14 protein-coding genes are annotated in these 21336 nt (G+C 60.5%); 9 read left to right on the forward strand and 5 right to left on the reverse strand.

Annotation, left to right across the window (positions count from 1 at the left end):
• Positions 1 to 52: 52 nt before the first annotated feature.
• Positions 53 to 2791, reverse strand: a complete 2739-nt coding sequence (locus tag VI215_09150; GenBank protein HEY6192473.1) for a patatin-like phospholipase family protein — start codon at positions 2789 to 2791, stop codon at positions 53 to 55.
• A gap of 63 nt (positions 2792 to 2854) precedes the next feature.
• Positions 2855 to 3955 carry a glycosyltransferase gene (locus VI215_09155; GenBank protein HEY6192474.1) on the reverse strand — a complete coding sequence of 367 codons (1101 nt, stop codon included), beginning with the start codon at positions 3953 to 3955 and terminating at the stop codon, positions 2855 to 2857.
• Positions 3956 to 4089: 134 nt separating this feature from the next.
• Between VI215_09155 and VI215_09160 the strand changes: the two genes are divergently transcribed.
• Genes VI215_09160 through VI215_09170 form a run of 3 tightly spaced genes read left to right on the forward strand, consistent with a single transcriptional unit; the run spans position 4090 to position 8983 of the window.
• A complete protein-coding gene (locus VI215_09160) occupies positions 4090 to 4998 on the forward strand; it encodes an alpha/beta hydrolase (GenBank protein HEY6192475.1) in 909 nt (302 codons plus the stop codon).
• A gap of 17 nt (positions 4999 to 5015) precedes the next feature.
• Complete coding sequence (locus VI215_09165) at positions 5016 to 7256, forward strand: M28 family metallopeptidase (GenBank protein ID HEY6192476.1); 2241 nt, start codon at positions 5016 to 5018, stop codon at positions 7254 to 7256.
• Positions 7253 to 8983 (forward strand): class I adenylate-forming enzyme family protein, encoded by a 1731-nt coding sequence (locus VI215_09170; protein ID HEY6192477.1) that lies wholly within the window; start codon positions 7253 to 7255, stop codon positions 8981 to 8983. The genes VI215_09165 and VI215_09170 overlap by 4 nt, the downstream gene beginning before the upstream one ends.
• 100 nt (positions 8984 to 9083) lie before the next feature.
• On the opposite strand, the gene VI215_09175 is transcribed toward VI215_09170, so the two are convergent.
• On the reverse strand, positions 9084 to 9848 hold the full coding sequence (locus tag VI215_09175; protein HEY6192478.1) for a hypothetical protein: 765 nt from the start codon (positions 9846 to 9848) through the stop codon (positions 9084 to 9086).
• 129 nt (positions 9849 to 9977) lie between these two features.
• Between VI215_09175 and VI215_09180 the strand changes: the two genes are divergently transcribed.
• From VI215_09180 to VI215_09195, 4 genes are all read left to right on the forward strand, one after another.
• Positions 9978 to 13130, forward strand: coding sequence for a two-component regulator propeller domain-containing protein (locus VI215_09180; GenBank protein ID HEY6192479.1), 3153 nt, complete (start codon positions 9978 to 9980; stop codon positions 13128 to 13130).
• A gap of 195 nt (positions 13131 to 13325) precedes the next feature.
• The gene (locus tag VI215_09185) at positions 13326 to 14009 is read left to right on the forward strand and encodes a response regulator transcription factor (protein ID HEY6192480.1); all 684 of its coding nucleotides are present in this window, start codon (positions 13326 to 13328) and stop codon (positions 14007 to 14009) included.
• Between the two features lie 128 nt (positions 14010 to 14137).
• On the forward strand, positions 14138 to 16240 hold the full coding sequence (locus tag VI215_09190) for a T9SS type A sorting domain-containing protein (protein ID HEY6192481.1): 2103 nt from the start codon (positions 14138 to 14140) through the stop codon (positions 16238 to 16240).
• Positions 16241 to 16264: 24 nt separating this feature from the next.
• Positions 16265 to 18388: a T9SS type A sorting domain-containing protein gene (locus VI215_09195; GenBank protein HEY6192482.1), complete on the forward strand. Its 2124-nt coding sequence runs from the start codon at positions 16265 to 16267 to the stop codon at positions 18386 to 18388.
• 43 nt (positions 18389 to 18431) lie between these two features.
• Here the strand turns inward: VI215_09195 and moeB are convergent, their stop codons facing one another.
• Positions 18432 to 19580, reverse strand: a complete 1149-nt coding sequence (moeB, locus tag VI215_09200; protein ID HEY6192483.1) for a molybdopterin-synthase adenylyltransferase MoeB — start codon at positions 19578 to 19580, stop codon at positions 18432 to 18434.
• Positions 19580 to 20128 (reverse strand): HD domain-containing protein, encoded by a 549-nt coding sequence (locus tag VI215_09205; protein ID HEY6192484.1) that lies wholly within the window; start codon positions 20126 to 20128, stop codon positions 19580 to 19582. Before VI215_09205 ends, moeB begins: the two co-directional genes overlap by 1 nt.
• A 306-nt stretch (positions 20129 to 20434) precedes the next feature.
• On the opposite strand from VI215_09205, the gene VI215_09210 reads away from it, so the two are divergent.
• The gene (locus VI215_09210) at positions 20435 to 21061 is read left to right on the forward strand and encodes an O-methyltransferase (GenBank protein ID HEY6192485.1); all 627 of its coding nucleotides are present in this window, start codon (positions 20435 to 20437) and stop codon (positions 21059 to 21061) included.
• A 26-nt stretch (positions 21062 to 21087) separates the two neighbouring features.
• The gene (locus VI215_09215) at positions 21088 to 21333 is read left to right on the forward strand and encodes a hypothetical protein (protein ID HEY6192486.1); all 246 of its coding nucleotides are present in this window, start codon (positions 21088 to 21090) and stop codon (positions 21331 to 21333) included.
• Positions 21334 to 21336 lie beyond the last annotated feature (3 nt).

Below are 21336 nucleotides of genomic sequence, written 5' to 3' on the forward strand. Positions count from 1 at the left end.
GGTCAGCCTTCCGTCACTGCTGGGGTCAGCGGGTTCGATCCCTTCCCGGAGATCAGAGGGGCGGCCCGATCGAAAAGTAGAGGAGGACCGGACCGAAGCTCATCGAAGAGTTTGGCGTTCCGGGTTTTACATAAAAGCTGAGTCCCGCTCCGAATGCCGCTTCCCCGAGGGGCGTATCGAGCGCTATTTCACCCCCGAGTCCGTGGCGGAAGCTGTTGATCTTCAACTCCTCGGGAATCAGCGAAATGGTGCCGAGATCGTACCGGGCCTTGAAATAGGTATCGAAGATGACCCTGAACGGAAGAGAGAACCGGTATTCCATGTTCACCAGGAAAAGCTGCCTGCCGTAGCTGTCGTCTTCGCGGAGCCCGAGCATGGAACGGAACCCGCCCAGCGTGTACTGTTCCGCGATCGGGAGCGTCGCATCCGCAAAGCCGAATGTCACGCGGGGGCGGAGCGTGTGCCGGGGGAGGAAGGTGAAAAACGTTTCGTAGGTCGCCTCCACCTTTCCGAATCCGACCTCGCTCCCGAGATTCCTGATCGCCGTCTCATAGGAGAGGGCAAGAAACATCCCCGAGGTCGGAAAAAGAAATTTGTCTTCCGTGTCGACGATGCTCCTCAGCTTCAACGAAACGAAACGGTATCGCTCGGGCGTGTATCCCTCTCCGCTGATCGCGCTGATCTGCTGGTTTTCAACGCGCAGCTCCGCATTGACGTCGCCGAACCGCTCGAACTGGCTTCCGAAGTCCATGATCCAGCCATACTTGCTCTCCTTGAACCTGCCGTTTTCAATCCGGTCCCAATCCCCGGACCGGAGCGCCGGATCGTCCCGGTAGGTGATCACATCCCTCGAAGTGAAGTAGACTCCCGTGTTAAACGTGAAGTAGGTGTTGAAGATTCTGCTGATCGTGTACGCCATCCGGGCCCCCCGGTCGCGGAAGCCGTACCGCATCGTGATGCTGAGGTCCTCCCCCGCCCCGCGGGAGTTCGCATCCCGGATGTCGACCGTGCCGACGAGGCTGTGCTCGTTGTCCGCATGGAGCCCGAGGCGGACGATCGAGGAGCTTTTCTCCTTGACCTTCAGGACGATGACGGGCTTGTTGCCGCTGTACCGGACGTCGAGCAGGACATAATCGAACAATCCGGTGCTCTTGATGTTGACGATCCCCTGATAGGCCGTTTCTATCTTAAAAATGTCCCCTTCGTCGAGAGGGAACTCCCGGCGTATGACATAATCGCGGGTTCGTTCATTCCCTTCAAACCTGATCTGGGCGATGGCGCCCTCTTTAATAGTGAAGCTCAGGACCGCCCGGGCGGTATCGATCAAAACGGAATCGATCCGGGCCAGGGAATATCCTTTTCCCCGGTACATCGCGACGATCCGCTCGAGTGATTGCTGGATCAGGCCGGCGTCGACGGGCTTTCCCAGGAGCGGAGAGAGCTCGGCCATGATCGATTCATCGCTCACCCCCCGGTTCCCCGAAAATTCGAAGTTCCGGAGAGGCGGGTAACTCTTCAGATGAAATTCCACGATCGCGGGGGTTGCGTCTGCGGTGACTTCCGCATAGACGCGCTCGTACCGGCCCAACGCGGCAAGGCTGTTGACATACTCTTCCACGCCGTGGGGCGAGAGCGTATGGTCGTCCGTTTCCTGCGCCAGATCCCGGTCCAGAGCGGCCGGGAGCGAGTCGCCCAGGATGCGGATGCGGGCCGACGGGAACGGTAGCGCGGAGAGCGCGGAGACGTGGCGGTCCCGCCGCCGGAGCGCTTCGCGGATGGAAGGGACGCTTCGCTCGCCGGCGAGATCGCCTGCGGCGATCAGGGAATCGACGCCGGAAAAATCGGACACGAGCCTGTCCCGCGTCTGGGGAGTCACCACTACGTCGGCAAGCTCCAGCTCCCTCCTGTTCATCTCCTGCATCATGATCGTCATGATCTGATCCGCGATCTCCCACGGGGCGCTGAGCTGGCTGGCATTGCGCATCGAGCTCGTGGAATTCACCGCGATGACGATGTCACACCCCGCCGCGCGCGCGATATCGACGGGGATGTTCGAGGTGAGTCCTCCGTCCACCATGACCATCGAGTCGCGTTCGAGGGGGGAATAGAGGAGCGGCACCGTGGCGCTGGCCCGCATCGCTTCGGAGAGCGAACCGTGGTCCAGTATGACGCGTTTTCCCGAGATGAGGTCGGTGGCGGTGGCGCGAAAAGGTATTTTCAGGCCGTCGAAGCCGGGATCGGGATGGTAGAGCGCCTGGAGGGTGAGGTAGGAAAAAAAGTTCGAGAACCGCTGGCCCCCCGATATCGAGGATGGGATGATCGGGGAGAGCCCGTCGAACCGGATCAGGAGGTATCCCACCTCTTCGCTCTGCTTCTGCCCGACGAACAGGTCTGTCCGTTTCGTATCCTCGGAAAACGAGAGCAGCTCGCTCCAGTCGGTGTGGGTGACGATGCTCTCCAGCTGGGTCGTGGAATAGCCGGCGGCATAGAGCCCCCCGACGACCGCGCCGAGGCTGTTACCGACTATGAAATCGACCGGTATGTGGTTCCGCTCGAGCGCCCGGAGAACGCCGACCTGGGCGAGCCCCCTCCCTCCCCCTCCGCTGAGGACAAGCCCCACCTTCGGACGTCCCGCATGCTCGTTGCGATGGACTGAAATTCCGCGGAACGGACCGGATGAATCGCTGGGAGGAATGAGGTACTTGGTCTGCGCGAAGACGGAGAGAGAGATAAAGGGGAGCGCGAGCAGGAAGATGAAGCGCCGCGCAACCCTGGCCCGATAATCAGTCAAAAATTTTTCCCGGAAGAATTCTCTCGCCTAAAGTAGATATTTTCGCATGGAAAATCAAGAAACTCACACCTCCCCGCACACTCCGGCGAGGTATGATTCAAGCCTGCTCTTGCAGAGTTCTCTTGAGAAACCGGACGCGTGGTTCCGGATCGAAACCGCGTCGAAGTTCATCCGCTCGAACCGCTCGACCGCTTCCATGAGCGAACGGCTGTTCTGCCCGTCGAAAAAGACGCCCGTCGTTCCGGTGACGGTTTCGAGCGCACCGCCCGCCGCGAAAGCGATGACGGGCTTGCCGCACGACATCGCCTCGACCGGCGCGATACCGAAATCCTCCTCCGACGGAAAGACCAGCGCCCGGCAACGCGCAAAGTAGCCGGCCAGCTCCGCATCCGGCGCCCACCCTTTAAACTCCACGTTCCCTCCGGCGAGCGACCGGAGCCTCTTCTCCTCGGGCCCCGCCCCGACCACCACCAGCCGCCTCCCCAGGTTCGTAAACGCCTCCACGGCGACATCGATCCTCTTGTACGGAACGAGCGCGGAAACGATCAGATAAAACCCCTCGTCCTCGCGTGAGAGCGGGAATCGCCGGAGGTCCACCGGGGGATAAATGACCGCGGCATCCCGGTTGTAGATCCGTCTGATCCTCTCCTGCACGTTTCTCGAGTTCGCGATGAAATGGCCGACATTGCCGGCAGTTTCGACATCCCAGCGGCGAAGATAACCGAGCACCAGCTTCATCCCCGCCCTGACGGCGAAGGGCGCCCTTCCCGGGCCGAAGTAGTTGGGATATTGATCCCAGATGTACCTCATGGGAGTGTGGCAATAACAAATATGTATGGCGCCGGAGCCAACGCGCACTCCTTTTGCCGCCGCGTGGCTGCTCGATATCACCACATCGAAGCCTCTGGCGTCGAGCCCCCGCGAGGCCGAAGGGAAGAGAGGCAGGAAATACCTGTAGTGGCGGAGGCCGAACGGCAGGCGCTGGATGTAAGACGTCCTGATGGGCAACCGCTCGATGGCGGGAGACACCGTCCCCGGGCGGTGGACGAGAGTGAACAGGGTGGCATCCGGAAAGAGTTCGCAGAGCAACTCGAGCACTTTTTCGCCTCCCCTCATGCCGACAAGCCAATCGTGCACGAGAGCGACCTTTCGGTTGGATCCCATTCCGGAAAATATACGAAGATTGTGCGTGAGATGTGATCTCATGCGGTTGCATCCCGGGGACGCGCTTCCTATATTATTCAGATTCCTTTGCAGTACGCCGGAAAACGCAAATATTCCCCCTTCCAAAAGAGAGCATGACCCTGCTCGTGCCCCTCGGGGCAGTCGTCCTTCTTTTCCTCGCGAGCGCCACCGTTCTCCTGCTCATGACCGGTCCGACCCTCCTGCTGAAGCCGCGGCGCCGTTCGGCGGAATTCTATCGTGCTCTCGGGCAACCCACGACACCGGGAGAGGCGCGCCTTGAATATGAAGAGATCGGCGTCGAGGTGGAGACCGGGTTGAAACTCGATTGCTGGCTCATCAAAGCGGATGCCCCGGTCAAGGGCACGGTGCTCTACCTGCATGGTGTATCGGACTGCAAGATCGACGGGCTCCGGCTCGCGAGGCTCCTCCACGACGACCATTTCAACGTGTTTCTCTACGATTCCAGGCGCCATGGAAGGAGCGGCGGAAAATTTTGCACGTACGGGTTTTACGAGAAATTCGACGTCGTCAAGATCATCGATTACCTGGCGCAGCGGAAGGATGTTGCGGCCGGGAAGATCGCCGCGTTCGGCACGTCGATGGGCGCTGCGGTCGCGATACAGGCGGCGGCGATCGATGTGCGGATCGGCGCGGTGATCGCGGAGAACTCGTTCGCCACGCTCCGCTCGATCTTCGATGACTACCAGAAAAGGATGTTCAAGCTTCCGTTCCACTACCTCCGGAATCTCGTGATTGTCCGTTCCGAGCGGATCGCGAGGTTCAAGGCAAGCGACGTCTCGCCGCTCGAGGCAGTGCGGAAACTCGAGATACCGATTCTCTTCATTTACGGAACGAACGACCACCTCATCGACCATGAGTACTCCGTCATGCTCTATGAGAACACGCGCGGAAAGAAGGATCTCTTCCCGGTCGAGCACGCCTCGCACAACGACACCTGGAAGGTCGCGGGAAGGTCGTACGAAACCAAGGTTCTCGGATTCCTCGAAAGGAATCTGGCGTGAGGGTTGGAGCGGGGCTCTTGCTGTTGCTCCTCCTCCAGAACGGGCTCTCCGCGCAGACCGAATTTTCGGAGGAGAATGCCGTCCGGATCCTCAGGCACCTGGTCCTCGACATCGGCCCGAGACCGATGGGATCCCCCGCCGAGCGCCGCGCCCTCGAATTCGCGGCTTCGTCGCTCAGGGAATCGGGTTGTGAAATATCCTATGTCATGCCGTTCGACCGCACCGGGAGGGTCAACACCTCCAGCGGCATCGCCGTCGGGATCAAGCGCGGAGCCACCGGACGCATGATTCTGATCGGCGGGCATATCGATTCGGCGGGTCCCGAGATTCCCGGGGCCGACGACGACGGATCGGGGAGCGCAACCGTCCTTGAGCTTGCGCGGTTGTTCGGACACAGGCCCACTCGCTCGACGCTCGTCTTCTGCTGTTTTGGAGGCGAGGAACAGGGGTTGGAGGGTTCGAAACATTTTGCGGGCACCTTCCCGGAACTCGACAGCATCGACCTCATGCTTCAGGCCGATATGGCAAACGGGCTCGGCACGATCGACCTCGATCCCGATTCGCACACCGCCAGCGCCCCGCCGTGGCTCGTGCGGGCTGCCGTCGAGGAATTCTATTCCCTGGGCTACGACCATCTCCGCTACCCAACCCATTTCTTCTCGCTCAACTACGCGTTCGGAGCGGGGTCGGGGTCGGATCATGAATCGTTTCTGGAGCGCGGGATACCGGCGATCGACCTCTCGACCGATGTCGGCAAGCCGATTCACACCCCCCGGGATAATTTCGAGAACCTCGATCCGCGCGGCATGAAGAGAACCGGGGACCTCTTCGCGAGGCTGATCACCAGGTTTGACGGCGGCATCCCCCGACGTTCGACCGGCAGCTACTGGCTCTACCTCCTGTTCCGGACCCCTCTCTTCGTGCCCCTCTGGATGCTCCGGGTGTTCGAGGGATGTGCGCTCCTCCTGGCGGCAATCGCGCTCGTCGCCACGCGGCGCAGGCGGGAGGCACCCGATCCGGCACAACGTGTCCGATGGACATCGCTGAAAATGTTCCTTGCCGCGCTGATCATCGCTTCCTGCGCCTGGCTCTCGCCTGATGTTCTAGCTCTCTTCCGGGGCTTCCGTCACCCGTGGCTCACCACGATCCCCCTGTACGAGCTTCTCGCCCTGGTCGCGGCGGCTCTCGGTGCGTGGATCTCGGTCCGGCTCATGCGAACATTGAGGCTTCCCCAATGCCCCTATCAGTTCTTCAAGCGCGCTGTGATCGTGCTTGCGATTCTTCTGATACCCCCCTCCCTCTTCGCAGTCAAACTCACGGTCGAGCCCGCTGCGGCCCTCTTCCTGGTGAGCGCGGCCGCTCTCGTCCGCAACGCGCCGTTGAAGCTCTTCCTGACCGCAATTTCCCCCTGGTGGCTCCTCCGAGTCCTCTTCTCAGAATGGGACGAGCTTCTCTTCCGGACCGTTGCAGCGGGTCTTCCCGCCGGGCCGGTTGCATGGGCGACCTTCAACGGAGGTCTCATTCTATTGCTCAGCGTCCTGATCGTGCCCTTTCTCTTTGCGGCCGCGGCGGTGCTCCGCGACCTCCCGCGCCTCCGGCCGCTCATCACCGCCGCCGGGTCGCGCGCGATGCTGGCAATGCTTCTCCTTTTTTTTCTGGCCCTCGGGGGATACCTGGCGGCGCAGCCGGTCTTCAACCAGTACTGGTACAGGGACCTTCACATAGACGAGAGATTCGACGGTACAAACCATTCCCGGGAGGTGAAGATCCGGAGTTCGGAGTACCTCGACGGGATCACCTTTACGCACGGCCTCAAGGACACAACCACCGGCCCGGGAACCATGGCTGTCCAACTGGGGCCGTCGGCGACGTTCGATACGACATGGCTCTCGGTCGAACGCGAGGAACAACGGCGCCAATCCGGGGATGCCACCCTCTACGATGTGACGCTGCGGCTGAACTCGAAACTGCGGCCGTTGAGAATCTCGGTATCGTACGAGAGCGGGGGTGCCGGGCTCCGGGCCTTCGATACCCCTTATCAATTTCATGAGACACGGGGAAGCAGCATGATCGAGTGGTATTCCTTCCCCGATTCCGCGCTCACGATCCCGGTGAAGTTCTCGACAACCGGCGGCAAGGCCGTCACCGAGCGAATCGAGGTCACGTTCGACCGCCTCGCCGACCCCGTCAGCTGCCGCGGAGAGATGGTCTATGTGATACCGCGGACCACCTACAGTTCGACCCGGAGGTACGAATGAGCCGCGACGATCCCGATTATTCGCCGGAGACCGGGCCTCTCATCCTTCAGGCGCGCTCGCCGCGCGGGAATCCCGCCGCCGGGCTCGTCCCGTTCGCGAATATCGGGACGCTCCTCCGCACAAGAGCCGGGGAGCACCCCGGCAAGGTCTGGCTCATCCATGAGCCTGATCAGCCGGATGAAAAGGGCCGGGGGTACACTTACGAAGAGTTCTACGGACTGGCGGCCAGGACGGCGAACTATCTTGCGGGCCTTGGGATCGGCCGCGGGGACCGGGTTGCAACGATTTCCTACAACCACTTCGATACCGTGGTCCAGTACTTCGCGATATTCCTGATCGGCGCCGTCGCGGTTCCGGTCAACGTGGGCGAAGACGACAGAAGAATCGGTTACATCCTCCGGGACTCCCGCGCGAAGCTCGCGTTCGTCAGGGACCTGTTCGTGGACCGGGTGAGAAAGATCCCGGAAGCGGCTGGAATCAGGACGATCGTCAGAGTCTCACCCGGCCCGCAGGGACCCGGCGAGGGGCTTCCCGAGTTTCACAGGGAGATCGCGAAGCAACTCCCTGAGATCCGCCCGCAGGAAGAGGCCCGCCCGGAGGACGAAGCCCTTCTGGTCTATACCTCCGGGACGACCGGAAACCCGAAGGGGGTTGTCCTCACGCAGTATAATCTCCTGATCGACGCCCGGGCGATCGCGGAATGGCACGGGATGACCCCCGATCAGCGGATGATGTGCGTCCTTCCCATTCACCACGTCAACGGTATCGTCGTCACCCTGATGACTCCCCTGTACTACGGCGGGAGCGTTGTGTTAAACCGGAAGTTTCACACGGAGAGTTTCTTCCCGAGGATCGCCGCAGCCGGGGTGCATGTTGTGAGCGTGGTCCCCACCTTGCTGCAATTCCTCCTCCGCGAAAGCCCCGGCGCCGGCGGGCAGGACCTCTCGCATTTCCGCCACATCATTTGCGGCGCGGGGCCGCTTACGGTGGAACTGGCGAAGCGGTTTGAGGATCGTTTCAAGATCCCGGTGATCCACGGGTACGGGCTCTCGGAAACGACCTGCTACTCCTGCTTCCTTCCGGTCGGGTTGACTCCCGCGGAACACGGCCATTGGATGAACGACTTTGGGTTCCCTTCGATCGGGGTTCCCCTGCCGCCCAATGAAATGGCGATCCATGACGGGAACGGAGTGGAACAGCCGGAAGGAACGAGGGGAGAAATCGTCATCAGGGGACACAATGTGATGAAGTGTTACTACGGAAACCCGGAGGCGAACGCGTCGTCGTTCGCCCACGGCTGGTTCCGCAGCGGCGACGAGGGATTTTACCGGACCGGCCCGGACGGAAGGATGTTTTTTTTCATCACGGGCCGGATAAAGGAGTTGATCATCCGCGGCGGCACGAATATCTCCCCGTTCGAAATCGACGAGGTGCTCATGCAGATGCCGGGTGTGAAGGCGGGTCTTGCGGTCGGTTTTGAGAACGACTGGTACGGGGAAGAGGTGGGCGCCTACATACAACCCGACGGAGTTACACCGTTGTCGGAGAAGGATGTAATCGACTATTGCCGGAGGTTTTTTCCGTTCCAGAAGTGCCCGAAGGTCGTCGTCTTCGGCGACGACATTCCGGTGACCTCAACCGGCAAGTACCAGCGCGGGAAACTCAGGCCACTCTTCGGGAAGTGGAAGGCGGATCAGTTCAGCGAGAGCAAGCGGGATCGGGAGTAGCAGGCTCCTGGCTAGGCTGTCATCCTGAGCGTAGCGAAGGATCTACCCCTGAGTGGGCGGAGATCCTTCGGTCGCTTTGCTCCCTCAGGATGACAAACGGTTAGAACGCGAACGTCCCGAGAAAGACCCCGGCGTTGATCATCCATCCCTTGCCGCTGACGTTATCGGGGACTCCGACGAATTCATACCGGTCGTCGATTTTCCAATCGCTCCCGGCCATCCCGAGGTAGCTCACGCCCGCGCGGAACCCAAGCCAACGCAGCAGCGCGAATTCCACGTTCAAAGAGGGCTCGTAGACAAAGAACGATCCCTCGAGCTTATGCGTGTACTCCTGCGCCGCAACGCCGGTCCCGAAATCGTTCCAGATGTTGTCCCAGCTCTTGACATCCCCTTGATCCCTGGACATTTTGATTTCGAGGCTCCCCCCGCCGATCAGCCCTCCGATCGCCACATCGAGCCGGGGGACCACAGGAATGACATACTCGAAGGTGGCGCCGCTGAATCCGGCCGAGAGATCGACATACCTGCGGGTGTTTCCCTGGACCGAGAGGGAACGCCTGGTCCCGCCCATGTTCATATAACCGATGCGGAGATTCGGAATCACCAGAATATACCCGTATCCGTGCCCGCCGTAGAGTTCCATCCCCTTCGAATCGAACGGCGCTCCGTTCGCGTTCCCGATGACCTTGTTGAGCGGATCCAGGTCGATGAAGAGGTAGCCCGTCGTGAACCCCACTCCGCCGCCGAGTTTTGCGGCTGCGCCGTGGCGCGGGGGAGGGAGCGGTTCCTCGTCATCCTGCTGGGCAACGAGAGTCGACGCGAAGAGTAATAGCATGAGCGCAAAGGCAGCGGGTTGACGCGACATAGTCTTTTCTCCTGCATTGGTTGAAACGGCGACGGAAAAAACTTCACGAATGTAGAGAAATATTCGGAGAGTTCCAAGACTTGATTGACAGCCGCGTCTTTCCTATGTTTGTGTTGAAAGGAAAGCCGCTTGAGATCAAACGTTCATCTGGCGCAACACAGCGACGCGGTTCCCCGGTGGTACCGGACCGGGATGAACGCGTTGTTCATTTCGGCTTTTCTTCTGATCTGCGCCCCGCCCGGCCTGCCTGCCCAGTCGGCCGATCTGAAGTACGAAGTCTATTCTCTCGAACAGGGGCTCTCGCAGAGTTCGGTCCGCTGCATTTTGCGCGACAACAAGGGGTTCCTCTGGTTTGGAACGGGGGACGGTTTGAACCGGTTCGACGGATACAACTTTCAGGTATTCCATCACGACCCTCAGGACTCGGGGAGCCTGGGCGACGACAATGTCTGGACGCTGGCGCAGGACCCGTCGGGAAGGATCTGGATCGGGACCGAACGGGGGCTGAATGCCTATGATCCCGGGACGGACCGGTTCACGCGACCCGAGAACCTCGGGGAATTCCGCCACCCGTGGATGGGCGGCAGGATCTTGCGGCTGGTCGTGCGCCGCTCCAACCGGCTCTGGGTTGCCGCCTCGAAGGGGACGCTCGTCCTCGACCTGACCGCACGGCGCATCCAGACAAGCTTCGCGAGCCTCCGCGGCACGTATCCTGTCTATCCCCTCGCCGAACTCTCCGATGAAACCCTCTGGATCTCGAGCTTCGATTCGATCTACCGCGCGCCGCGGGGCCGCGACTCGCTCGAGCCCGCACGCCTCCCGTTTCAATCCAACAGCCTCGTCATCTCGGTCAACGAAGACAGGAGCGGGGTTCTCTGGTTCGGGACCATCGGGGACGGGCTCTTCGAGTTCGATCCCAAAACCGGACATTCGGCCCGCCACCTCTACTACTCCACCCAGCCGAAATTATTCGACAACCAGGTGCGGGGAGCGATCGAAGATCCCAACGGCAGGCTCTGGGTGGGGACGCGGAATATCGGTCTGACGCTGTTCGACCGCGACAGGCATACGTTCTCCCGGTTCACTCCGCGGGTGAATGAACAGGCAAACCTGCGCTTTGAGACCATCACCTCGATGTACATGGACCCCTCGGGGGTCTTGTGGGCCGGTTACGACGGATCGGGAATCGTCAGGATCAGTACGAAGCCGAAGAAGTTTGAGCACGTCCTCCTCCCCTCCTCGGGCAGCGAGGGGTCCGGCGAGAGTTTCCTGAAGCCCCTCATGGTCGACCGGAGCGGGGCGATCTGGGCGGGGACGTACGACAAGGGGCTCGTCGTCATGGACCGGGGGTACAAGTTGCTCCGGCGTTACCTGCATACGCCCGAAGATCCTTCCGGGATTTCAAGCAACACAATTCTCTCCCTTCTCGAGGACCGCGCCGGAACACTCTTCGTGGGGACGGCCGAAGGGCTCGACGAGCTGGATCCCGGGAGCGATCGTATTGGGCACCCCGGGCCCGCCGGGTCCGGGAAGAACCGGTTGAATTCGATCATCACCGCCCTCTGCCGGGATTCGGGCGGGGCCGTATGGGTCGGAACAGCGTCGGGACTCTTCACGCTCGACCGGTCTGCAGGGACACTGGTCCCCGAAGCCGGTTTTACGGGCGAAATCAAATGCCTCACGGCTTCTCCGGACGGAACTCTTTGGGTCGGAACCGCCGGCCGGGGATTGGCGCATCTCGACCCGCGACGGCACACGCTCACGGCATACGTCCACGACCCTTCCGCCGCCAACTCGCTGAGCTACGATATCGTCAAATGTATCACGCCGGGAGAAGACGGCGCTCTCTGGATCGGGACCGAATCCGGTCTGAACAGGTTCGACCCCCGGACGGGAAACTGGAAGCGATACTATACGAAAGACGGACTGCCGAACGATTTTATTTACGGCATCCTCACCGGCAGGGACGGAAGGCTCTGGATCAGCACCAACGGCGGTTTGTCGAGGATGGATCCGAAAGAGACCGATCATCCCGGATTCCGCAACTACACCCCGGGCGACGGCCTGCAATCGTTCGAGTTCAACACGAATTGCTATTTCAAGACGCCGGACGGCCGCCTCTTCTTCGGCGGAGTGAACGGGTTTAATGTCTTCGATCCCGACTCGGTGCGCGATAATCCGGTCATCCCCCCTGTGGTCATCACCGGGTTCAAAAAGTTCGACCAGCCGGTCGTGGCCGGCTTCGTCCCGGGCGAGACGCGCGAAGTGACGCTGGAGTATACCGAGTCGGTCTTCTCCTTCGAATTTGCAGGGCTCGAATTCACCAATCCCGGCGGGAACCGGTATGCTTACGCCATGGAAGGGTTCGACAGGGAATGGATGCAATCGGGCACCCGGCGCGAGGCCCGTTATACGAACCTCGATCCGGGGACCTATACCTTCAGGGTGAAGGCGTCGAACAACGACGGAGTTTGGAACGAAGCCGGGACCTCGATGCGGGTCGTCATCCTCCCCCCGTTCTGGCGGCGGGGATGGTTCATCGCCATGAGCGTTGCGCTCGTCGCCGGGGGATTCGGCGGCGCCGTCCGCTACGTTTCCGTCCGGAAGCTCAAGACAAAACTTCGTGAGATGGAATACCAGCGGCATCTGGAGGAGGAGCGCGAGCGCATCTCCCGCGATCTCCACGACAACGTCGGGGCGCAGCTCGTCAGCATCCTCTCGGGCCTCGACCTGGTGAGAAAGTATTCCCACCCCGCGGATGAGCGGACAGACCGTTTGCTCACCTCGCTCCATGAGGACGCCCGCTCGAGCATCTCCCAGCTCCGCGAGACGATCTGGGCCTTGAAATCGGGCGGTCTGAATCTGCCGCAATTCGCGGAGTTTGTCGAGTCGTACGCGCGGCGCCAGACTGACTTCAGCCATGATCTCGAGTTGACCGTCCGCCTCGCCGACAACTTGCCTTTCGTTCTCAGTCCGATGCAGGCCTTGAATTGCTTCCGGATCGTCCAGGAGGCGCTGACGAACTGCCTGAAACACGCCGGGGCGACCAGGGTGGATATTTCCATGGTCTCGCTCACCAACGGGAGGTTCTCCATGACCATCGCCGATAACGGGATAGGAGCGGGAAACGGACAACCGGAACTGTTCTCCGGAAACGGATTGAATAACATGAGGCAGCGTGCCGGCGAGCTGGGCGGCACGGCGGACTTTGGGGCGCCTCCGGGGGGCGGATTCGAAGTGCGCGTCAACCTCCCGATCCTGCATCCCGATGGAACGGCGTAACAACCCTCGCAAAAAATATGTTGTGTCTTATTTTGTCATCCTGAGCGAAGCGAAGGATCTTGCAGATCGGAAAAACGAGATCCTTCGGTCGCTACGCTCCCTCAGGATGACATGTTCGGTGAAATTGAAACACTACCGGAAAATACCTCGTTTGGGGTATTGAGCGGAAAGAGTTTAATTCTGAATCTGTAGAGCATGGCAATTAGAATCGCCTACATAGAAGACAATTCCTCGCTGCGAAAACGTCTCCAGGAGCAGCTCGCCTTTTTTGAGGATATCGAGCTCGTAGCCGCATATGCCTCCGGCGCGACCGCGCTCAACGACCTCCCCCGTCTGAAGCCGAGCGAGTTTCCCGAGATTATACTGATGGATATCGGGATGCCGGGCATGACAGGGATCGAGGCGACGATCTCCATCAAGGAGCTCTTTCCGGAGATCGAAATCATGATGTATACGGTCTTCGAGGATGCGCCGAAAATATTTCAGGCAATCCAGGCGGGGGCCTCGGGGTACCTCCTGAAGGACGATCCGATGGAATCGGTCGTCGAAGCGATCCGGGAATTGAAAAGCGGAGGCGCGCCGATGTCCCAGACGATTGCGCGGAAGGTTCTGACCTTCTTCCGGCCTCTTTCCCCGCCTTCCGAACGGAAACATGAGAATCCGCCGCCGCTTCGCGAACCGTCGAACATGAACCTTTCAGAGCGTGAGCTCGAGCTCCTCGAAGGCCTCGTCCATGGCGAAACGTACGCGACTCTTGCCCGGAAACTTTCGATCAGCCCCCACACCGTGAAGACCCACATCAAGAATATCTACCGCAAGCTCCACGTCCATTCCCGCGCGCTGGCCGTCCGCGTAGCCCTCGAAAGAGGCCTCGTTTAGTCGTTTTTCCTCCTTTTCCCCCTTTCTAACGCCAAAATACCTCTAAGGGGGTATTGCAACACCCCGGGGCATTCCTATTTTTCAGGATGAATGCTTCGGTCACCTTGTCGAACTATGAGGAATCTATTATGAAAGCTTGGCACCTTCTTCCACTCTTGTTGCTGACACTCGCGGTTACCCCCGCAGAAGCCCAATGGGTGCAAACCTCCGGCCCCGAGGGGGGCGCCATCTTTGCCATCTTTGCAGACGGCGCAAATCTCTATGCCGGTACTCAGGATGCCGGCGTCTTCCGCTCCACGGACGGGGGCGGAAGCTGGGAACAGAAAATCTCCGGCATGGGCTATCAGGCGACGACAGTGATCGGCAAGAGCGGACCAAATCTCCTGGCCAGCGGTACCGTTGGACTCTACCTTTCCACCGACAACGGCGATTCGTGGACTGCTGCGACAGGATTGCCCGGAGCCAACGGCGTGAGTTGCATGGCGACGATCGGCGCCAACGTATTTGCCGGGACGATGGGAAAGGGAGTGTTCGCCTCGACAGACAATGGAGCCACCTGGTCCGCCTCAAATTCAGGCCTGCCCGGCGCCGGTGTAAACACCGGAGTCCAGGGTATTGCCGCAGTCGGCTCAACACTCCTGGCAAGCGCCACCAATAACAGCATTCTGGGGCCGATGTACCGGTCGACAGACATGGGGGCCTCCTGGACGATTGCGAATACAGGACTCCCTTCGGAATATAATTTATACAATCTCTATTCCGATGGCACTACCCTCTATGCCGGCGGCACGCATCTGTATAAGTCAACGAACGGAGGCGGCAACTGGACAGCGGCGGATAATGGCATCCCCTCGTTCTCCGGAATATCCGGCGTCAGGGTGAGCGGGTTAAACATGTTCGCCTCAGCGGCCTACTATATGTACCGGAGCACGGATGGGGGCGGGTCGTGGGCGCCTCTCGCCGGAGGGCTTCCGTTCGAGGACGTGGCTTCGGTGGAGATTGCGGGGTCCGCCATCTATGCCGGGACGATCGCAGACGGGGTGTACAAGTCGACGGATAACGGAACTTCCTGGGTCGCCAGTAATACACGCCTCAAAGCGCGCGACATGAACAATTTCCTCTCCGACGCAGCCACGCTCTACGCGAACGGGAACAGCATCTTCAAGACCACGGACGACGGAAGCAGCTGGATTACCGTCCGTGGAAATCTCAAGGACTCGTCGAGCCAGCCGACGGCCCTCTACGTGAGCGACCCGGTTCTCCTCGAGCGCGATTACCCGGTGGCCGGGCTGGAACGCTCGGGCGATAATGGGGCGTCCTGGACCGGGGCGGGGGGCGGACTCTCGTCGTTCAGCACCGTCGGCGCGATTGTTTCAAGCGGAAGCGCTCTCCTGGCGGCGGACGGGAGAGTCCAGAAGAGCACCGACGGGGGAGCCACGTGGAGCCAGGTGGACACCGCTGTGACCGGGTTCGTGAGTTTCGGAGGTCTGGAAAGAGTCGGCTCCACCGTCTATGCGTATGGCTTGGGAATCATCAAATCGACGGACGATGGCGCGACGTGGATCAGAGCAGACTCCGGAATAGCGGCGTTCTTCGGGATCGCAGGGTTTACATCCGTTGGATCGAACCTGTTCATAGGTGGCGGTTACCCCAACGCCGTGTACAAGTCGACAGACGCCGGAGGACACTGGTCGAAGGTGACGGCCCTTCCCTCAAGCGGCGCGACTTCCCAGCTGCTCGGTCTGGGGAACAATCTCTTCGCGTGCAGCCCGAATAACGGGATCTTCATCAGCACAAATCTCGGCACCTCCTGGACCAAGATTTCCACCGGACTTCCCTACTCGAACTATCAATACTCACTCTCCATCCAGAATGGATGGATGTTCGCCGGCACAAGCGGCAACAGCGTCTGGAAACGACCGCTTTCCGATGTCTCGGGAGTCGAAGAGGTGGCGGGGCTTCTTCCGGCGAATTTCTCGCTCGAGCAGAACTATCCGAACCCGTTCAATCCTTCGACCAGGTTCAGGTTCCGGTTGGCGGAACCGGGATTCGTGAAGCTCTCGGTCGTTGACGTGCTGGGACGGGAAGTCGCAACGCTGGTGCACGAACAACTCCACGCCGGGACCTATCAGGCTGATTGGAACGCGGGCGCCCTTTCCACCGGGGTCTATTATTACCGCCTCGAGCAGGGGCCGTCCAGTGCCGTCAGGAAAATGCTGCTCACCAAATAAGTTTCTTCCAAAAGGAGCGATTCCATGAAGCACCTTGTTATGCTGATGTTTATCCTCTGTCTCACCGGACACCTCGCCGCCCAGTGGACGAAAACGAACGGGCCCGAGGGGGGATCAGTTTCCGTGATCTTTAACGATCCTTCGAGCGGCCGCATCTTCGCCGGGGGAAACGGATTTTACCGCTCGGGCGATAACGGCGCTTCGTGGACCGAGTCGTCCGCCGGGATGGACGCCGCAGCGAGCCCGGTCGCCGTCATCCGGTCGGGGTCAAATCTCTTTGCGGCATCGCTCGACAGGGTCTATCGATCGACCGACAACGGCGACTCCTGGACGGGCGCGACTGTGCCGGCGCAAGTCCTGTCGTTGGGGGTCATCGGGAATATCGTCATCGCAGGGACGAATGTCTACGGCATCTACCGTTCCACCGATGACGGCACAAGCTGGACGGCGGCCACCGGCTTTCCACCCTCAAATAATATTGTTCTGACAATCGCCACCGTCGGGACGAAGCTTCTTGCCGGCCTCGGGGGCAAAAGGGTGTGGGCATCGAACGACAGCGGCAAGACATGGGCGCAGTTCGGCACCGGCACCGCGTTCGGCACCGGGCACACCGTAAACAGCCTTGCCGTCCACGGCTCAAAGATCTTTGCGGGTTCATCCGACTCGGCACTCTTCGTCTCCACGAATGCCGGGTCGACATGGAGTCAGAGTGCGGCAGGAATGAATCCAAGGGCCCAGGTCCCGAGGGTCGCTTCCAATGGAACGGTGCTCTACGCGCAAGTCCCCGGTGCGTATTCCGGAACCGACACAGGTGTCGTCTACCGGTCGACAAACGACGGAGCGTCGTGGGTTTCGGTCAAATCGGACTTGTACTCGACGATCGGGGGCGCGATCGGTTTCGGGACCGGGAAGGTCTTCTATGCGAACGCTGCAGGCATCTATGCGAGCACCAACGATGGAGGCCATTGGTTTCCGTCCAATTCGGGCCTGAGGAATGTCAATGCCCTTGCGCTCGCGGCAAGCGGAACGACACTCTTCGCGGGGCATTCGGGAGGTATCGCCAGGACCGACGACGGAGGTGCGACCTGGACGGTGGCGAACAACGGCGTTCCGGGGAACACGGGCGTCGACGCCATGACGGCGCATGATTCCTATCTCTTTGCCGGCTCAGGTTCAGGGATCCTCCGGTCCGGCGATAATGGCGCGAGCTGGGCGCCGATGAACAACGGCCTGAGCGGGTTCTCACTCCTTGTCGGCGCCCTCGCCTCCGGGACGAGTTCGGTGTATGCCGGCGTCTTCGGAGGAGTCTATGTTTCTTCCGATAACGGCGCTAGCTGGAACGGACCCGGCACGGGCCTCCCGGCCTTCGGAGGAGTGAGCCCCGTCTATGCCGATGGCACCGATCTCTGGGCCGGAGCCGGAAGCGGGATTTACCATTCCACGGATAACGGAGCGACATGGTCGGACGCAAGCACAGGCCTGCCTCCGTTCGGCGGAAGCGTCACCGCGGTGACGCGGAGCGGCTCAACATTGTTTGTCGGACTCTTCTCCACCAGCTCGATTTACAAGTCGAGCGATAACGGGGCGCATTGGTCGCCCTCGAGTAATGGGGTTCCCGCGGGAAGCTGGTGCGCCGCGCTCCTCTCTGTCGGCCAGTTTGTGTTTGCAGGATTCAATTACTCCGGAAACGGGCTGGCCGACGGAGTCTATCGCTCCAGCGACGATGGAGCGAACTGGTCTCCCGTCAGCGACGGGCTCCCCGGTCTCTCAACGGTCAACCAGCTTGCGGTGGTCGGAACGGATCTGTACGGGAGCTACCTCGGGGTGTGGAAGAGGCCGCTCTCGCAGATTACGGGAGTGCGAGAGACCGGTGCACCGCTCCCCGCGAAGTTCGCATTGGAGCAAAACTACCCCAATCCATTCAATCCTTCGACGAACTTCAACTTTCAAATTTCGGAGCCCGGATTTGTGAATCTCACGGTGTATGATCTGCTCGGAAGGGAGATTTCGGCGCTCGTGCGTCAACCCCTCCGCCGTGGATCATATTCCGTCACGTGGGACGCAAGCGGCGAGCCAAGCGGAGTCTACTATTACCGGCTCCAGTCGGGAAACCTGCGGGAAGTCAGGAAAATGATACTCTCGAAATAAGGAGGCGGTCCATCCCGCATGGAGCGCTGCGGGAAGGAAGTGGTCAGTAGCGGGCCATCGCGGGATCGATGCGCTCCGCCCAGGCGTCGATCCCCCCGGCCAGGTTTTTCACCTTTCGAAATCCGGCGCTCCGGAGGAATTCAACCGCCTTGCCGCTCCGGCTCCCCATTTTGCAGTAAACCACGATCTCGCGCGCGGAGTCGAGTTCGTGGATCCGCGCGGGCAAGTCATTGAGCGGAATCAGCGTGCCTCCCAGATTCGCAATCTCCCGTTCGTGCGGTTCGCGGACGTCGAGAATAAAGAGATCCTCCCTCCGGTCGAGGCGCTCCTTGAGTTCTTCGGGCGAAATCCGGAACTGATCGCCGGCGCCGCCTTCCTCCGATTCGATGCCGCTCCCGCAGAACTGTTCGTAATCGATCAACTCGTGGATCGTCGGGTGTTCGCCGCAGACCGGGCATCCCGGATCTTTTTTCACCTTCAGCTCCCTGAAGGTAAGCCCCAGTCCGTCGAAGAGGAGCAATCGTCCGGTCAGCGGATTCCCCCTGCCGAGAATCAGCTTGATCGCCTCGAGCGCCTGGAGCGATCCGATCACCCCCGGCAACACGCCGAGCACTCCCCCCTCTGCGCAGCTCGGAACGAGTCCGGGGGGCGGCGGTTCGGGATAGAGACACCGGTAGCAGGGACCGGTCTTCGCATCGAAGACGCTCACCTGACCTTCGAAGCGGAAGATGCTTCCGTAGACATTCGGCTTTCCCAGGAGGACGCACGCGTCGTTGACCAGGTACCGGGTCGGGAAATTATCAGTCCCGTCGACGATCAGGTCATATTGACGCAGGATGTCAAGCGCGTTGTCGGACGCCAGGCGCGCACGGTAGGTCTCGATCCGGAGGTGGGGGTTGAGTCCGGAGAGCCGTTCCTTCGCAGAGTCGATTTTCGGGCGGCCGATATCGGCCGTGGAGTGAAGAAGTTGCCGCTGGAGATTGGTCGCATCCACGACGTCGGAGTCGACGATTCCGATCGTCCCGACTCCAGCCGCGGCGAGATAGAGTCCGAGCGGAGATCCCAGGCCTCCGGCTCCGATCATCAGGACCCTGGCAGCCTTCAGTTTCTTCTGGCCGGCGAGCCCGACTTCAGGCATGAGCAGGTGCCGGCTGTACCGGAGAATCTCGTCGCGGGAAAGATCGGGCTCCATTAAAGCCCCAGATCGCCGGAGATCGACTTCATCGCGTCGATCACGAAGCGGATGTGTTCGTCGAGCGGGACCCCGAATTCCTCGCAGCCCTTCGTAATGTCGTCCCTGCTGACGTTGCGTGCGAACCCCTTGTCTTTCAATTTCTTTTTCACCGACGAGACTTCCAGGTCGGCGATCTTGTTCGGCCGGATCACCGAGCAGGCCATCACGAATCCGCACAACTCATCGCACGCGAAGAGGGCTTTTGCCATCCTGCTCTCCCGGGGAACGCCGGTATAGGAGGCATGGCCGAGAATCGCCTGCCGGACGTCCTCCGGATATCCCTTTTCGGCGAGGATCGCCGACCCTTTCAGGGGATGGTCCGGCGCGTTCGGGTAGAGTTCATAATCGAAATCGTGCAGGAGTCCGGCGATCGCCCATTGCTCCTCGTCTGCATGCTCTTTTTTCGCGTAGGCGCGCATCGCCGCCTCGACGGCGTACATGTGCTTCAGGAGGGCGTCGCTCTTCGTGTACTCTTTAAGAAGGGCCAATGCATCGGTGCGGTTCATTCTCTTCAATCGAATGTGGCGGTTGTGGCGATACGCGGAATTGCCGGGGAGCGACGGACATCGCCCGACTACATAATAGGAAAATACGGGAAAGATGCAAAAGCACGGCCCGCGCGGCGTAGTGCCGCAGTTTCACCTTCTCTCGTCATCCCGACATGTTTTAGGTCGGGATCTTTATAAAAGAGTTGAAAGATGCTGACCAGGAGCATGTCAGCATGACGAGTTGGAGAGACGTTCGGCCAAATTGAGACACCACTTCCGCCCGAGGGCATTGGACTTTCGGGAGAAACTTTCTATATTTCGGGAATGGATATCGTCAATGCGAACATCGCCGAGTATCTCCTGAACGTCACCCCGGACCGGGATGAAGTCCTCGAAGATATGGAACAGTACGCGCTGGCGAGAAAGTTTCCGATCGTGGGACCGCTGGTGGGAAGGCTCCTCTTCATGCTGGCCCAGTCGACGAGGGCGGCGAGGATCCTCGAGCTCGGCTCCGGATTCGGATATTCGGCGTACTGGTTCGCGAAGGCCCTCCCGGGCGGCGGCCGCGTGATTTGCACCGAGGGGAGCGAAGCGAACGCCGAGCACGCCAATATCTATTTTCGACGCGGAAAGCTCTCCCGAAAGATCACGTTCCTGGTGGGAGACGCGCTCACGCTCATCGACAAGGTCGAGGGGCAGTTCGATATCATCTTCAACGACATCGACAAGCATCAGTATCCCAGGGCGTTCCGGAAAGCCCTCCCCCGCCTCCGGAAAGGGGGACTCCTGATCAGCGACAACGTCCTCTGGAGCGGGAAGGTCCTCAACCAAAAGCCCGACCGGGATACGGCCGGCATACTCACCTACAACCGGCTGATTTATTCCTCGCGCGACCTGTTTTCGACGATCATTCCCCTTCGTGACGGGGTCTCGGTCAGCGTGAAGCGCTAGGGACCGGGGGGAACCGGGAGCCTGCCATGGCAGTGACCATCCTTGCAGTCGCCTTTCTTGTGCTCATGACTGCGATCGCGTTTGCGGGATTCAGGATGTTCGGAAGAAGAAGAGCGCCGCAAACGGGCCCCGATATGCAAAAATGTTCTCTCTGCCTCCGGCCGTTCGAAACACATCTTCTGGTGGAGCGGCAGGTGGGGGATTACAGGCAGCTGCGCTTCTGCCGGGAGTGCATCCTCGGTCTCGCCTCGGACCTCGGCCTGAAAAACTGAACG

This window comes from Bacteroidota bacterium (genome assembly GCA_036522515.1).
In the GTDB taxonomy this organism is placed as follows: Bacteria; Bacteroidota; Ignavibacteria; order UBA10030; family SZUA-254; genus VBOC01.

Excerpts from the sequence above, each read along its gene's own strand:
- VI215_09175 (HEY6192478.1), bottom strand. The coding sequence starts at position 9,848 with ATGTCGCGTCAACCCGCTGCCTTTGCGCTCATGCTATTACTCTTCGCG.
- VI215_09215 (HEY6192486.1), top strand. The coding sequence starts at position 21,088 with ATGGCAGTGACCATCCTTGCAGTCGCCTTTCTTGTGCTCATGACTGCG.
- VI215_09185 (HEY6192480.1), top strand. The coding sequence starts at position 13,326 with ATGGCAATTAGAATCGCCTACATAGAAGACAATTCCTCGCTGCGAAAA.
- VI215_09160 (HEY6192475.1), top strand. The coding sequence starts at position 4,090 with ATGACCCTGCTCGTGCCCCTCGGGGCAGTCGTCCTTCTTTTCCTCGCG.
- VI215_09190 (HEY6192481.1), top strand. The coding sequence starts at position 14,138 with ATGAAAGCTTGGCACCTTCTTCCACTCTTGTTGCTGACACTCGCGGTT.
- VI215_09195 (HEY6192482.1), top strand. The coding sequence starts at position 16,265 with ATGAAGCACCTTGTTATGCTGATGTTTATCCTCTGTCTCACCGGACAC.
- VI215_09170 (HEY6192477.1), top strand. The coding sequence starts at position 7,253 with ATGAGCCGCGACGATCCCGATTATTCGCCGGAGACCGGGCCTCTCATC.
- VI215_09155 (HEY6192474.1), bottom strand. The coding sequence starts at position 3,955 with ATGGGATCCAACCGAAAGGTCGCTCTCGTGCACGATTGGCTTGTCGGC.
- moeB (HEY6192483.1), bottom strand. The coding sequence starts at position 19,580 with ATGGAGCCCGATCTTTCCCGCGACGAGATTCTCCGGTACAGCCGGCAC.
- VI215_09205 (HEY6192484.1), bottom strand. The coding sequence starts at position 20,128 with ATGAACCGCACCGATGCATTGGCCCTTCTTAAAGAGTACACGAAGAGC.
- VI215_09210 (HEY6192485.1), top strand. The coding sequence starts at position 20,435 with ATGGATATCGTCAATGCGAACATCGCCGAGTATCTCCTGAACGTCACC.